Source organism: Agrobacterium sp. ST15.13.013, assembly GCF_027956525.1.
In the GTDB taxonomy this organism is placed as follows: Bacteria; Pseudomonadota; Alphaproteobacteria; order Rhizobiales; family Rhizobiaceae; genus Agrobacterium; species Agrobacterium salinitolerans.
On sequence record NZ_JAQKGP010000008.1, the window covers coordinates 36,057 to 49,375 of the forward strand.

The following is a 13,319-nucleotide window of genomic DNA, read 5'->3' on the forward strand; positions in this document are numbered from 1 at the left end:
AAATGCAACTTTATCGGGAACTAGTTAATAAATCCTTTCCGACCCCTTGTTTTCAGGGGGTCAACCCCTCGAAAGGCCATCCTTCAACGCATTCACCCGGTCCCGCAGCTGGGCCAGTTCCTCCAGCCCGCAGCCGGTGGCGCCGCCGATTGCTGCCATGATCTTCACGCCCTCTTTTTTGAGGTCCGCGCCCTTGGGCGTTAAGGCCACCAGCACCTGCCGCTCGTCCACCGTGCCGCGTTTGCGGGTGATCAGCCCCGCATGTTCGAGCCGTTTCAGCAGCGGCGACAACGTGCCCGAATCGAGGCCCAGCATTTCGCCGAGCGCCTTGACGGTGGATGTCTCCTTTTCCCATAGCGCCATCATGACAAGATATTGCGGATAGGTCAGCCCGATCGGGTCGAGCAACGGCTTATAGGCGCGCGTGAAGGCGTGCGCCGCGCCATAAAGGGCAAAACATATCTGCTGGTCCAGCCTCAACAGGCTTTCCATTGTCTTCTCGTCGCCCGCTGCGTCCATTTTCCTGCTCCAAAATCAACCGGGAGGGGAACAATCAGCCCCCGCTTTCGGTTCCTGCCGCATGGATGCGCGGCGAAATTTCTTGAAAATTATCGCAAAAAACAAAATCGCATTCAATGTGCAAAATTATATTGCGCACAATTTAATTGTGGTCTACAAGATATTCACATCAACCCGAAGGAGTAAATGTCATGCCCATTCTCTACACGACCAAAGCATCCGCCACCGGTGGCCGCGCCGGCAACGCCAAGTCGGAAGACGGTGTTCTTGACGTCACCCTCACCGTTCCGAAGGAACTGGGCGGCGATGGCGCCCGTGGCACCAATCCGGAGCAGCTTTTTGCGGCCGGTTATTCCGCCTGCTTCCTGGGCGCGCTGAAATTTGTCGCCGGCAAGGAAAAAGTAAAAATTCCTGAAGACACGACTGTGACGGCGACCGTCGGCATCGGCCCGCGCGAAGACGGCGGCGGTTTCGGCATCGAAGTGTCGCTGAAGGCCAATATTCCGGGCGTCGAGCGCGAAGTTGCCGAAAAGCTGGTTGCCGCCGCTCACATCGTCTGCCCCTACAGCCACGCCATGCGCACCTCCACGGAAGTGCCGGTCTCGGTGGCCTGATCCAATTCGCGGGAGCAATCCATGTGAACAATGAGGCCGGGTTCATCCCGGCCTTCTTGTTTTCAGAAAGAAAAATGCTATATTCTTTCCAAGGAAAGGATATGCGCCATGAATATTCACGCCAAGAGCGCCATGGATCCCGCCTCACAGGGCAGGGTCGTTACCAAGGCCGTTATCGCCGCCGCCGAGCGGCTGGGCCTCAATGCCGCTCGCACGGCCGATATTCTCGGCGTTTCCGCCCCCACCGTGTCGCGCATGAAGCGGCTCGATTTCCTGCTGGAACCGGGCGCCAAATCCTTCGAGCTTGCGGTGCTGCTGATCCGGGTTTTCCGCTCGCTGGATGCGATTGCCGGCGGCGATGAGGCCGTGGCGAAAAACTGGCTGCGCAATCGCAATGTCGCGCTGAACGCCGTGCCTGCCGACAAACTGACCACCATTACCGGATTGATCGATGTCCTCTCCTATCTGGACGCCCGACGCGCTCCTGTCTGAAAAACGCACCGTATCGGGAAAATACTGGCGGCTGGTGGAAGCGCAGCATCAGGTTTCCACCATGAAACTGGTGGATACGGTGGAGGAGCAATCGCTGCTGGAAGATATTCTGGAGACGAGCAAGCGGCCGTTTCCGCCTGATTGCGCCGGTTTCGATTATCTTCTCGCCACGCCCTTCCGGTATGGAGCCGCCTATCCGCATGGTTCGCGCTTCCGTCGCGCGGGCTATACCGAAGGCGTTTATTACGCCGCCCAAAAAGTGGAGACGGCGCTGGCCGAAATGGCCTTTTACCGGCTGCTGTTTTATGCCGAATCGCCCGGAACGCCGCTGCCTGCCAATCCCGCCGACTATTCCGCCTTCGCCGCACGTATCGCCACCGATGCGGCGCTCAATCTGACGAAACCTGAACTGAACCGGGACGCTCGCCTGTGGACCGATCTGCAGAATTACGAGCCATGCCAGGCGCTGGCCGATCAGGCACGTCTGGCGAAGATCGAAGCTATCCTCTATCGCTCGGTACGTGACCCCGCCGGCGGCCTCAACATCGCGGTTCTGTCGCCGACGGCTTTTGCCGCGAAGACGCCGGTGGAACGGATGAGCTGGCGCATCCACCTGTCGAAAACGGGGGTGCAGGCGCTTTGCGAATTTCCGATGCGCAGAACGGGTTTTGCGGTTTTGGATTTCGCCGGCGATCCACGCCTCGCCAGCCTTTTGGGCTGACGGGCGTTTGCTTTTCAAAACCATCAGGCCGAGGCGAAAAATCCTTCGGGATCGTCGACTTCCACCAGTTTGCGCTTGTCGATCAGCCAGAAGCGGGTTCCGACAGCCCGAACGAAACGCCTGTCATGCGAGACGAACACGCAGCTGGCTTCGCGGCTGATGATTTCCGTCTCCAGCGCTTCCTGCCCCTCAATATCCAGATGGTTGGTCGGCTCGTCCAGCAGGTAGAAATTCGGCTCCGCCAGCCTGAGCGCCAGCATGGCAAGCCGCGCCTTCTGCCCGCCGGAAAGGGCGGCGATGCGGCGTTTCTGCATTTCCATGTCGATGCCTGCGCCCGCAAGCAGGCCATGGATGCGCTGGTCGCCAATGTCGAAGCGGCGGGACAGCAGTGAAACGGGCGTGCTGTCGTCATCGATCTCGGCGAGCGACTGGTCGACATATCCGGCCACCAGCGAGGGCGTCGCCTTGATACCGTCCTGTATCTGGCCTGCGCCCGATACAGCCGCCTGCAGAAGCGACATCAGTCTTGTCTTGCCGACGCCGTTGCGGCCGAGAATGACGATACGGTCGCCCTGGCGGATAAATTGCCGGCCGGTGCGAAACAGCACTGTCCCGTCCGGCGTCGAGACCGGCACATCTTCCAGAGTGACCAGAACCCTGGCATGGGTGCCGCGATTGGCGAGCTGGATCTTGCCGGCGGATCGCTCGATATGGGCGGGCCGCGCCTTTTCCTCGATCTTTTCCGCCCGCTCGCGCAATTGCCTGGTCTTGACGGTCAGCAGGTCGCTGCCGGAATTGATGCCGATATTGTTGAGCTTGGCGGCCTGCCGGCGCAATTGCTGCGCGGTTTTCATGTCGCGCTGGAAACGCCGCTCATCGGCGGCATCCTCCTCCTCCAGCGCCGCGCGCGCATGGCCATAGGGCAGGCGGAACAGCGCCGAGTTTTCCGGTCGTAGAAAGAGGGTGGTCCGGGTGACATTGTCGAGAAACGCCCGGTCGTGGCTGACGATGATGACGGCCGTATCGCGCGGCAATTCCCCAAGCCAGCTTTCGAGCACGTTGATTTTTTCGAGGTCGAGATGGTTGGTCGGCTCGTCGAGCAGCAGCACGTCAGGTTCGGTGATCCAGGCTTTGGCCAGCATGGCAAGCCTTTGCCAGCCGCCGCTCAATTCTTTCAGCCGCCGCTCGCGGAACGGTTCGGGCACCAACATGGCATCGAAGATGATGTCGGCGCGCCAGCTGTCGCTGTCGATCGTGTCCGCCGGCAGGGCGGAAAGCACGGCGTCGCGCATCGTCCGTTCCATTAGCGGCGAGGGTAGGTGCTGGTGGACGATCGACTGCGTCAGCCCGCGCAACCGGGTGATGTCGCCGCTGGTGGGTTCCATGTCACCCGCGAGGCAGTTAAGCAGGGTGGATTTGCCACAGCCATTGGCGGCGACGATGCCGATGCGGTCTCCCGCATTGATGGTGAGGTTGAGATTGAAAAAAAGCGGCTTGCCCAGAATGATTCCGAGGTTGCGCAGCGTGATGATGGTCATGATGTCGTCTCTGGCAAAGACGGACCCGTACCGTTGCCTGCGCGTGCAGGACGGGTTTCGGTTCTCGGTGATCCGTCGTGAAACTATGCGCAATGGCAGACAAACTGCGTCCTGCGCGGCCTTTTAGGCAAACCAGAGGGTGGTTGTTCCGGTCAGCCCTGCAAACGTGTCCGCAGGGCAAAAAGGTGGCAGAGCTGACGATTGCGCCAGAAGCAGGAAATATCCATGCGAAGCCTCCTTTCTTGAAACGTGTTGAACCACCTGACCATTACCAGCGGTGGTGATCCATGGCAACCCGATTAGAGAAGGGTGAAGATTTGGGAAGGGCGGTGCGGCCGGATCCATCCCTGACGGGAGGGTGAGAGGTGCCGCACCGGATCATTTTACGCGGATTTGTTCAGCGCGCTGGCATCATTGTTTGCCGACACGCGCGCGCAGTTCTTCCACATGGGCGGCGATCTCGGGCGTCACGGCATCGCCGAAGTCTTCCATCTCGAACATCGGGCGGATTTCGATTTCGCTCTTCTCCAGCATCGGGTTCGGGCAGCGCTTCACCCATTCCACGGCCTCATCCATGTCCTTCACGTGCCATATCCAGAAACCGGCGACCAACTCATTGGTGTGCGGGAAGGGGCCATCGACTACGGTGCGGCTGTCGCCGTCGAAAATCACGCGTTTGCCTTTGGAGGAGGGGTGCAGGCCATCGCCGGATTGCATGATGCCGGCATTGACCAGTTCCTCGTTGAATTTCCCCATCGCCTCAATTAGCTCCGTCGTTGGCATCACGCCGTCTTCGCTGCTTTTGGTGGCTTTCACAAAAACGATTGCACGCATGATCATTCCTCCTTGATTGCGCTTTCTTCGTAGTGTCGCTCCCCGGCACGACGGCCGGATGACATTTTCGCCGACAAAAGTGGCGCCATGCCGTCAATCCTGTCAGCCGAGGTCGACAAGATCGCGGCGCAACCTTTCAGGGTCGCCGCTGCCAATCTTGGCTTCTATTTCCGCATGGGTCTGCTGCCAGATGGGGAAGGCGGCGGCGAGCACGGCCATCCCGTCAGCCGTCAGCCGCAACCGTTTGCCGCGCTTGTCCTTCGGGTCCTGCTCAATGCTGACCAGCCCGCGCCGTTCCAGCGGCTTCAGCGCCGCCGTCAGCGTCGTGCGGTCCATCGCCAGAAGATTGGCGACCGGCCCCATTGGCGGCGGCTCCGGCCTGTTCAGCGACATCAGCAGCGAAAACTGGCCATTATTGATGCCCACCGGCTTCAGCGCATTATCAAACAGCCGTGCCAGCGCCCGCGCCGCGCGCTGCGCATGCAGGCACAGGCAGGAATCGCGCACAAGAAGAGTTGTCGAAAAAGGAATCGCGTTGGCGTTTGACATGCGCTAAATATGTTGATATCAACCTAAATAGTCAAGCGAAACTTGATGCTCTGTGGCTCCATTTCTCGGATTTCAACACAGAGATGCGCGGCGCCCGCCACGGAGAGGCCAAGCCGCAGTGAAAGACGGATCCAAGGAGGAAAGATCATGTCTCATCCCGTCGTTTCGAAAGAGGAGTGGCTTGCGGCCCGCCGCGACCTGCTGGTGAAGGAAAAGGAACTGACCCGCGCCCGCGACAGGCTGAACGAGGCCCGGCGTGCGCTGCCTTGGGAAGAGGTGACGAAGGATTATATCTTCGATGCCCCTTCCGGCCCCAAGTCGCTCACGGAACTGTTCGGCGGCTGCAGTCAGCTCATCGTCTATCACTTTATGCTGGCACCGGACTGGGAGGAGGGCTGCGTCGGTTGCTCCTTTTTTGCCGATCACGTCGATGGTGCGCTGATCCACCTCAAGCATGGCGATGCGGGTTTCGTCGCCGTGTCGCGTGCGCCGCTTGAGAAGATCGAAAGCTACAAAAACCGCATGGGCTGGAAATTCCCCTGGGTTTCGGCCGAGGGCGGCGATTTCAACTATGATTATCAGGCCTCGTTCCGCGACGAGGACATGGCCAAAGGCGAAATCACCTATAATTACCGTAACATGGCGCCCTATGGCGACCTGAAGGACCTGCACGGCATCAGCGTTTTCGCCAAGGGCGATGACGGCAAGATCTACCATACCTATTCCACATACGCCCGCGGTGCGGAACAGACGCTCGGCACGCTGATGCTGCTCGACCTGGTGCCAAAGGGCCGTAATGAAGATGAGGTAATGGATTGGGTGCGTCGCCACGACCAGTACGAGGACGCGCCGAAGGCGGCGGCCTGCTGCCACTGAAAACGGACGGATGAGGAGGAGAAGACAATGGAAATGGAAATCGCCAAGCCGCAGAAGGAACATGAATTCCTCAAGAGAATCGTCGGGGACTGGGTCATGACCTCCAGTTCCGGCCATGAGAACTACGACGCCAGCGACCCGTCGCAGCAATTCACCGAATCCGTCCGCTCCGTCGGCGGTCTGTGGATCATCGGCAACGGCACCGGCAAGATGCCTGATGGTACGGATATGACGGCGGTGATCACGGTCGGCTTCGACCCGGCCAAGGGCAATTTCGTCGGCACCTGGGTAGGATCGATGATGACCAATCTCTGGGTCTACAAGGGCTGGCTGGAAGATGATGGCAAGACCCTGACGCTGGAAGCGGAAGGCCCGGCCTTCGACGGTTCCGGCGGAACCGCTACCTATCACGACGTGCTGGTGCTGCATGACGACAATCACCGCAGCTTTTCCGGCAGCGTCAGGCAGCCGGACGGCACATTCAAGACCTTCATGACATCGGAATTCCGCCGCAAGGCCTGATGCCCGGCCGGTATTGCCCGTCGACAACAGCGCCGCCGCGTCCTGCGGCGGGTGCGCGCCGAACACCTCGCCAAACCGTCCACAGGAGACGACAATGTCCGATACGCATGGAGAATTCATCTGGGTTGAATTGATGACGCCCGACATGGAAGCGGCCGCCCGCTTTTACGGTCATGTCGTCGGCTGGCAGACCAAGGATTTCGGCTCGCCGGAAATGCCCTATCTCGTGCTGGAGGCCGACGGCTGCGGCATGGGCGGGGTCATGGAACTGACCGACGAACACAAGGGTCAGGGCATTCCGCCCAACTGGACCGCTTATGTCGATGTCGACGATGTGGACGCCACGGCGAGGCTTTTCGCCGAGAAGGGCGGCGCGGTCAGGCGTCCGCCGCAGGATATTCCCGAAATCGGCCGCTTCGCCGTTGTTGCCGATCCCTTCGGCGCGGTGCTCTGCATCATGACGCCGCAGCCGATGGAAACCGGCGGCTTCCCTGAAGACAAGCAGGCAAAGCAGGGCCATGTCGGCTGGTATGAACTCTTCACCGACAATGTCGACGAGGCCATGGCCTTTTATGGTGAAGTCTTCGGCTGGACCAAGGACCACGATTTCGACATGGGCGAAATGGGCCCCTACCGCATCTTCGCCCATAACGGCAAGGCCGTCGGCGGCGTCATGAAACGCATGCCGGAGGTTCCCGTCTGCCATTGGGGTTATTACTTCAACGTGGACGGTATCGATGACGCCGTTACCCGCGTCAGCGCCGGCGGCGGACAGGTCGTCAACGGCCCGATGGAAGTGCCCGGCGATAGCTGGATCGTCAATTGCGTCGATCCCCAGGGTGCCTATTTCTCGCTGGTTTCCCAGAAGAAGTAATCATGTTTTTCCGACGATCTGCCGGGGTAATATCCGGCAGATCAGCGCTCCCTCGACAAGCGGACATGATCGATGAAGGCGCGCAGCTTCGGCGCGAGGTTTCGACGGCTGGGGTAATAGAGATAGAACCCTGCGAAGCTGGGTGAATAGTCTTCAAGCATGGGAACAAGCTCTCCGCGCTCCAGATAGGGCCGGAACGTCTCTTCCATGCCGAAGGTGATGCCCGCACCGGCACAGGCGAGCTTTATCATCAGTTGCATGTCGTTGGTGGTGAAATCAGGCTCCACCGCCACCGCAAATTCTCGGCCGTTTTCCGCAAATTCCCACCTGTATGGCGCCACGCCCGGGCGGGGTCGCCAGCCGATACACCTGTGCTCTATCAATTCGCGGGGCTGCGTCGGCAGGCCGAAGCGGTTCCGATAGTGCGGCGAGCACACGGCCAGCTGCCGCTGTGGAACCGAGACGGGAACGGCGATCATATCCTGTTCGATAAGCTCTCCCAGTCGCACGCCCGCGTCGTAATGCTCCGCAACGATATCGAATTCCTCATCCGTCACGACGATATCGAGCTGCACCTGTGGATGCGACTCGGCAAAACTCGCGAGCAGGGGGCCGGATAAGAAGCGCTCGGCAATGGAGGACACGGCGAGCCGAAGCTGACCGCGCACCGTGCCGCCGAGCGATGAGGCCGCCTGCGCTGCCCGCGAGATCGCGCCTATGGACGGCGAGGCATCGGCGTAAAGCTGCTGTCCCGCTTCCGTCAGGCTGACGCTGCGGGTGGTCCGTTGCACCAGCGCAATTCCCATTGTTTCTTCGAGCTTGCGAATGGTCTGGCTGACAGCGGAACGGGTCACGCCCAGCCTGTCGGCAACGGCGCGAAAATTCCGTTCCTCGGCAACAAGGCAGAATGTCGAGACAGCATTGAGATCAATATTCATTGGTTAGAAATTCTATCCATTGAGTTAATTATTGACGAGGTTATCACGACAATGCCTGAGCGTTATCTTCCCTGCAACGGTCGGTTTCGAAAAAAAACGGCCGTAACAGCAAGGAGATAGCCATGACACTGAACAAAGTTGTTCTCATTACCGGTGCATCGAGCGGGATCGGTGAGGGGATTGCCAGGAAACTGGCCGCCGCCGGCGCGAAGCTGGTGCTCGGCGCGCGCCGGCTGGATCGCCTCGAGACACTGGCCGAAGAGCTGCGGCGGACGGGGGCTGACGTCGTCGTTCACCCGCTTGACGTGACCGATAGGCACAGCGTCGATGCCTTCGCGGAAGCGGGGCGCAAGGCTTTCGGGCAGATCGACGTTATCGTCAACAATGCCGGCATCATGCCGCTGTCGCTGATGTCGTCGCTCAAGGTCGATGAATGGGACCGGATGATCGACGTCAACGTCAAGGGCGTGCTTTATGGCGTCGCCGCCGTGCTGCCGGAAATGACGGCGCGTGCCTCCGGCCATATCATCAACATCGCCTCCATCGGTGCGCTCGCCGTTTCGCCCACGGCAGCCGTCTATTGCGCGACGAAATTTGCGGTTCGCGCCATTTCGGACGGGCTGCGTCAGGAAAACCGCGACCTGCGGGTCACCTGCATTCACCCCGGCGTGGTGGAAAGCGAACTTGCCTACACCATCACCGATCCGGCGGCTGCGGAATTGATGCAGACCTATCGGGCCATCGCCCTGAAGCCCGACGCCATCGGCCGCGCGGTGCGTTACGCCATCGAGCAGCCCGACGATGTGGACGTCAACGAAATCGTCGTGCGACCCACCGCCGCCTGAGGAGGATGTGGCAATGAATATTGTTTCAACGTCAGTTGCGGTTCTGCTCGCAGCGGCTTCCGCCGAGGCCGAGACCCGCAAAGCAGATAACGCCATGGAGCTGACAATGACCGAAACCGCTGAAGTCAAGAACCACCCTTATGTCGGCATGTGGGTCACCGGCGATGGGCATGTCCGTCAGGAGCTTTTGCCCAATGGTCGTTATGACGAGGCGCGGGGCAGCCGCAAGAGCGCCTATCGGGGACGATATGAGGTGAAGGGAAACCACATCGATTATTGGGACGATACCGGTTTTACGGCGGACGGTGAATTCGTCGACGATGTGCTCCATCACGGCGGCATGATTTTCTATCGCCAGAAGTGACCGCGACGCCAATAAAGCGCCGCCCGTCTCATCGAGAACGGGCGGCGTCTCCATTTATCGCTTCAGACTTCCCAGAATCCCGCGCACGATGGCGCGGCCGACGGAGGTTGCGACCGAACGGGCAGCACTTTTCATCGCCGCCTCGATCACCGTTTCGCGCTGGTAGCCGGACCGGCGGGCGCCGCCGCTGCGTGAGCCGCTGGAATTTTGCGCGGGTTCGTCATCGCCAAAACCGGGCAGGCGCCAGCGGCCGGAGGCGTTGTCGGACTGGTTTTTGGCGTTTTCCTCTTCCGCGCGCCTGGCGGCCTCGGCCTCTGCCGCCTTCTGGGCGCGGGCCGCGAGGATTTCGAAGGCCGATTCCCGGTCGATATCCTTGTCATATTGCCCGGCGACGGGGCTCACATCGATCAGGGACTTGCGCTCCGCATCCGTCAGCGGCCCGACACGGCCGGATGGCGGACGGACCAGCGTGCGCTCGACAATGGAGGGGGCGCCCTTGTCGTGCAGGGTGGAAATCAGCGCCTCACCGGTGCCGAGTGTGGTGATGGTGTCGGCGGTGTTGAAGGCCGGGTTCTGGCGGAAGGTGTCAGCCGCGGTGCGCACCGCCTTCTGCTCGCGCGGGGTGTAAGCGCGAAGCGCGTGCTGCACGCGGTTGCCAAGCTGGGCGAGAACGGTTTCCGGCACGTCGAGCGGGTTCTGCGTCACGAAATAGACGCCCACGCCCTTGGAGCGGATGAGCCGCACGACCTGTTCCACGCGCTCGACCAGCACCTTCGGCGCGTCGTTGAACAGCAGATGCGCCTCGTCGAAGAAGAACACCAGTCGCGGCTTTTCCGGGTCGCCCACTTCCGGCAGCTCCTCGAACAGTTCCGAAAGCATCCAGAGCAGGAAGGTGGCGTAAAGGCGCGGGTTCATCATCAGCCGGTCGGCGGCGAGAACCGAAATCGTGCCGCGCCCATCCGTACCCACACGCATGATGTCGGCGATTTTCAGCGCCGGTTCGCCGAAGAAATTCGCCGCACCCTGCTGTTCCAGAACCAGCAGCCCACGCTGCAGCGAACCGACCGAGGCCTTGGAAATCAGGCCGAACTGGTTGGAAAGCTCGGTTGCGTTTTCGCCCATATAGTTCAGGAGCGATTGCAGGTCCTTGAGATCGAGCAGCGGCAGCCCGCCCTGATCGGCGATCTTGAAGGCAATGTTGAGCACGCCTTCCTGCGCTTCGGAAGCGTCCATCAGCCGGGCTAGCAGCAGCGGCCCCATCTCGGCGATGGTGGCGCGCACGCGATGGCCTTTTTCACCGTAGAGATCCCAGAAGATCACCGGCGATTTGCCATAGGCAAAATCGGTGAAGCCGATCTGTTCAGCGCGTTTCTGCACCCAGTCCTTGGCTTCGCCCTCAGCGGCGATACCGGAAAGGTCGCCCTTGATATCGGCACAGAAAACCGGCACGCCGGCCTTTGAAAAACCTTCGGCCAGCACCTGCAAGGTCACGGTCTTGCCCGTTCCCGTCGCGCCGGTGATGAGGCCGTGGCGGTTGCCGAATTTCAGTTCGAGATATTCGCCCTTGTTCAGGCTGTCGTCCGGATTGCGGCTGGTCCCGATATAGAGCTGTCCGTCCTGCAACATCGACCATTTCTCCTGCGGCTGGTGCCTGACCCTTAAAATCGCGGTGGATTTTGTAAAAGTCATGTCCGAATTTAAAGCGTCACCACCATGTTGTGGCCACTTCTGACGATAGCGGCCTTTTCATAGTTTGGTTGTGATGATCTTATAAGGACAGTTTCAAGGCGCAACAACTGCTTGATGGCGATGAAGAAAAACCGCCTGGTGAAAGTTGCCGCACCTGTCCGTGGCCGCTTGAATGCGGCTCCATATTGTTTTACGTTGACGTTAACGTCAGTTATTCGATGTTGGCGTCGTTTTTCAACAGGAGGCAAGAATGAACGAAGTCGTGAGCCAGATCGCCGAGAAGGCGGGAATAAGCCCCGAGCTGGCCGAAAAGGCCATTGGCATGATTCTCGGTTTTCTTCAGCGTGAGGCCGCAGACGGCCCGATCGCCCGCATGATCGAAGCCATTCCCGGCGCCAGCGAACTGGTGGCGCAGTTTAATGGCGAAGGTGCGGGCGGTGGCGGTCTGCTCGGCGGCCTGATGAGCGCGATCGGCGGCGGCGGCATCATGGGGCTGGGCCAGCAACTGATGAGCCAGGGCCTCGGCATGGGCGAAATTTCCACCATCGCCAAGGAAACCATCGCCGTTGCCCGCCAGCATGCGGGTGATGAGGTCGTCGACCAGGTGATTGCCTCGGTTCCGGGCCTCAGCCAGTTCGCCTGAGGCGAAACTACTCAGTAGCGGGGCGCGGCGGCTGTTCATTGAACAGGCGCCGCGCCTCTTCTATTTCGGCATGGTGTGTTTCCGCCCATATCCACACGCCGCAAAAGGCGCTGCCCAGCGTGCGGCCGAGGTTCGTCAGGCCGTAATCTACATGCGGCGGGATGACGGGATGCACGGTGCGGCGCACCAGCCCGTCGCTTTCCATCTGCCGCAGCGTTTTCGTCAGCATCTTCTGGCTGATGTTGCCGACCAGCCTGCCGATCTGCGTGAAGCGCAGCGTGCCATGTTCTTCCAGCACTTCCAGAATGAGCATCGTCCATTTGTCGGCCACCTTGGCAATGATGTCCTGAACCAGCGCCTCTATTGTCGGATCGGTATCCGTGGGCGGCGGAACCTTGCGCCGGCTCTCGATGGCCGGGTCGGCGGCGTGCCGTTTCATTTCACACTCTCCTTTTGGTAAGTATAAATCTTTTGGGTGCCTACTTTCGATTGGAGAGCATAATAGCTAACTTCCTTTCAGCCAACAAGCAAAGGATGTTGCAATGAAAATCGCTGATAACACCATTCTCATCACCGGCGGCGGTTCCGGCATCGGCCGGGCGCTGGCGGAGGCGTTTCACAAGGCCGGCAACCGGGTCATCATTTCCGGCCGCCGCAAGGCCGTGCTCGACGAGGTGACGGCCGCCAATCCTGGCATGGCCTCGATGGTGATGGACGCGACGGACGCCGCGGGCATACGCGCGTTTGCCGAAGCTCTGGTGAAGGCCCATCCGACCCTCAACGCCGTCATCAACAATGCCGGCATCATGCGGCCGGAAGACATCGCCGCAGCACCGGATTATCTCGACACGGCCGAAGAAACCATCGCCACCAATCTTCTCGCGCCCATTCGCCTGACGGCGGCGCTTCTGCCGCATTTCCTTAAGCAACCTGCCGCAACTGTTTTGACGGTCTCGTCCGGCCTCGCTTTCGTGCCCATGGTGCTGACCCCCACTTACAGCGCCACCAAATCGGCCATCCACGCCTATTCGGTCGCGCTGCGCGAGCAGCTGAAGGAAACGCCGGTAGAGGTCATCGAAATCGTGCCACCCTATGTGCAGACGACGTTGATGGGCGAGGGACAGGCGAGCGATGAAAGGGCCATGCCGCTCGACGCTTTCATTTCCGAGGTGATGGATATTCTTGAAAATCGCCCGGATGAGAAGGAAGTGGTGGTGGAACGCTGCAAGCCTTTGCGTTTTGCCGCGCAGAACGGCAATTTCGATCAGGTCTTCGCCATGATCAACCATATGCATCCGTAA

Annotated in this window: 17 protein-coding genes; 10 read left to right on the plus strand and 7 right to left on the minus strand. The window is 60.2% G+C overall.

Annotated elements, in window-relative coordinates:
* Nucleotides 1-60 precede the first annotated feature (60 nt).
* Nucleotides 61-519 carry a MarR family winged helix-turn-helix transcriptional regulator gene (locus tag PL597_RS10220; protein WP_191216965.1) on the minus strand — a complete coding sequence of 153 codons (459 nt, stop codon included), beginning with the start codon at nucleotides 517-519 and terminating at the stop codon, nucleotides 61-63.
* A gap of 191 nt (nucleotides 520-710) precedes the next feature.
* Between PL597_RS10220 and PL597_RS10225 the strand changes: the two genes are divergently transcribed.
* The 3 genes from PL597_RS10225 to PL597_RS10235 all read left to right on the plus strand — a co-directional run bounded on the left by PL597_RS10225 (nucleotide 711) and on the right by PL597_RS10235 (nucleotide 2,346).
* Nucleotides 711-1,133: an organic hydroperoxide resistance protein gene (locus PL597_RS10225; protein ID WP_003509379.1), complete on the plus strand. Its 423-nt coding sequence runs from the start codon at nucleotides 711-713 to the stop codon at nucleotides 1,131-1,133.
* Nucleotides 1,134-1,241: 108 nt separating this feature from the next.
* The gene (locus PL597_RS10230; protein WP_142912392.1) at nucleotides 1,242-1,625 is read left to right on the plus strand and encodes an MbcA/ParS/Xre antitoxin family protein; all 384 of its coding nucleotides are present in this window, start codon (nucleotides 1,242-1,244) and stop codon (nucleotides 1,623-1,625) included.
* Entirely contained in the window at nucleotides 1,585-2,346 is a 762-nt protein-coding gene (locus tag PL597_RS10235) for an RES family NAD+ phosphorylase (RefSeq protein WP_162520408.1), read from the plus strand. Before PL597_RS10230 ends, PL597_RS10235 begins: the two co-directional genes overlap by 41 nt.
* A gap of 23 nt (nucleotides 2,347-2,369) precedes the next feature.
* Here PL597_RS10235 and PL597_RS10240 read toward each other — a convergent pair whose 3' ends face one another.
* From PL597_RS10240 to PL597_RS10250, 3 genes are all read right to left on the minus strand, one after another.
* Entirely contained in the window at nucleotides 2,370-3,884 is a 1,515-nt protein-coding gene (locus tag PL597_RS10240; protein WP_271365088.1) for an ABC-F family ATP-binding cassette domain-containing protein, read from the minus strand.
* A 411-nt stretch (nucleotides 3,885-4,295) separates the two neighbouring features.
* On the minus strand, nucleotides 4,296-4,718 hold the full coding sequence (locus PL597_RS10245) for a YciI family protein (RefSeq protein ID WP_077983018.1): 423 nt from the start codon (nucleotides 4,716-4,718) through the stop codon (nucleotides 4,296-4,298).
* 102 nt (nucleotides 4,719-4,820) lie between these two features.
* Nucleotides 4,821-5,267 carry a MarR family winged helix-turn-helix transcriptional regulator gene (locus tag PL597_RS10250; RefSeq protein WP_077982750.1) on the minus strand — a complete coding sequence of 149 codons (447 nt, stop codon included), beginning with the start codon at nucleotides 5,265-5,267 and terminating at the stop codon, nucleotides 4,821-4,823.
* A gap of 147 nt (nucleotides 5,268-5,414) precedes the next feature.
* Here PL597_RS10250 and PL597_RS10255 point away from each other — a divergent pair, with 147 nt between their 5' ends.
* From PL597_RS10255 to PL597_RS10265, 3 genes are all read left to right on the plus strand, one after another.
* Nucleotides 5,415-6,143 (plus strand): DUF899 domain-containing protein, encoded by a 729-nt coding sequence (locus tag PL597_RS10255; protein ID WP_077982749.1) that lies wholly within the window; start codon nucleotides 5,415-5,417, stop codon nucleotides 6,141-6,143.
* A gap of 27 nt (nucleotides 6,144-6,170) precedes the next feature.
* Nucleotides 6,171-6,665 carry a DUF1579 domain-containing protein gene (locus tag PL597_RS10260; RefSeq protein ID WP_077982748.1) on the plus strand — a complete coding sequence of 165 codons (495 nt, stop codon included), beginning with the start codon at nucleotides 6,171-6,173 and terminating at the stop codon, nucleotides 6,663-6,665.
* A gap of 94 nt (nucleotides 6,666-6,759) precedes the next feature.
* Nucleotides 6,760-7,539: a VOC family protein gene (locus PL597_RS10265; RefSeq protein WP_271365090.1), complete on the plus strand. Its 780-nt coding sequence runs from the start codon at nucleotides 6,760-6,762 to the stop codon at nucleotides 7,537-7,539.
* 41 nt (nucleotides 7,540-7,580) lie between these two features.
* Here PL597_RS10265 and PL597_RS10270 read toward each other — a convergent pair whose 3' ends face one another.
* Entirely contained in the window at nucleotides 7,581-8,477 is an 897-nt protein-coding gene (locus tag PL597_RS10270) for a LysR family transcriptional regulator (RefSeq protein WP_077982747.1), read from the minus strand.
* A 122-nt stretch (nucleotides 8,478-8,599) separates the two neighbouring features.
* Here PL597_RS10270 and PL597_RS10275 point away from each other — a divergent pair, with 122 nt between their 5' ends.
* A complete protein-coding gene (locus tag PL597_RS10275) occupies nucleotides 8,600-9,322 on the plus strand; it encodes an SDR family oxidoreductase (protein ID WP_271365092.1) in 723 nt (240 codons plus the stop codon).
* A 13-nt stretch (nucleotides 9,323-9,335) separates the two neighbouring features.
* Nucleotides 9,336-9,686 carry an Atu4866 domain-containing protein gene (locus tag PL597_RS10280; protein ID WP_137409929.1) on the plus strand — a complete coding sequence of 117 codons (351 nt, stop codon included), beginning with the start codon at nucleotides 9,336-9,338 and terminating at the stop codon, nucleotides 9,684-9,686.
* Nucleotides 9,687-9,740: 54 nt separating this feature from the next.
* Here PL597_RS10280 and PL597_RS10285 read toward each other — a convergent pair whose 3' ends face one another.
* Nucleotides 9,741-11,312: a helicase HerA-like C-terminal domain-containing protein gene (locus tag PL597_RS10285; RefSeq protein ID WP_077983016.1), complete on the minus strand. Its 1,572-nt coding sequence runs from the start codon at nucleotides 11,310-11,312 to the stop codon at nucleotides 9,741-9,743.
* A 313-nt stretch (nucleotides 11,313-11,625) separates the two neighbouring features.
* Between PL597_RS10285 and PL597_RS10290 the strand changes: the two genes are divergently transcribed.
* The gene (locus PL597_RS10290; protein WP_077982744.1) at nucleotides 11,626-12,018 is read left to right on the plus strand and encodes a hypothetical protein; all 393 of its coding nucleotides are present in this window, start codon (nucleotides 11,626-11,628) and stop codon (nucleotides 12,016-12,018) included.
* Between the two features lie 7 nt (nucleotides 12,019-12,025).
* Here the strand turns inward: PL597_RS10290 and PL597_RS10295 are convergent, their stop codons facing one another.
* The gene (locus tag PL597_RS10295) at nucleotides 12,026-12,457 is read right to left on the minus strand and encodes a winged helix-turn-helix transcriptional regulator (protein WP_271365094.1); all 432 of its coding nucleotides are present in this window, start codon (nucleotides 12,455-12,457) and stop codon (nucleotides 12,026-12,028) included.
* A 103-nt stretch (nucleotides 12,458-12,560) separates the two neighbouring features.
* Here PL597_RS10295 and PL597_RS10300 point away from each other — a divergent pair, with 103 nt between their 5' ends.
* The gene (locus PL597_RS10300) at nucleotides 12,561-13,319 is read left to right on the plus strand and encodes an SDR family oxidoreductase (RefSeq protein WP_059753982.1); all 759 of its coding nucleotides are present in this window, start codon (nucleotides 12,561-12,563) and stop codon (nucleotides 13,317-13,319) included.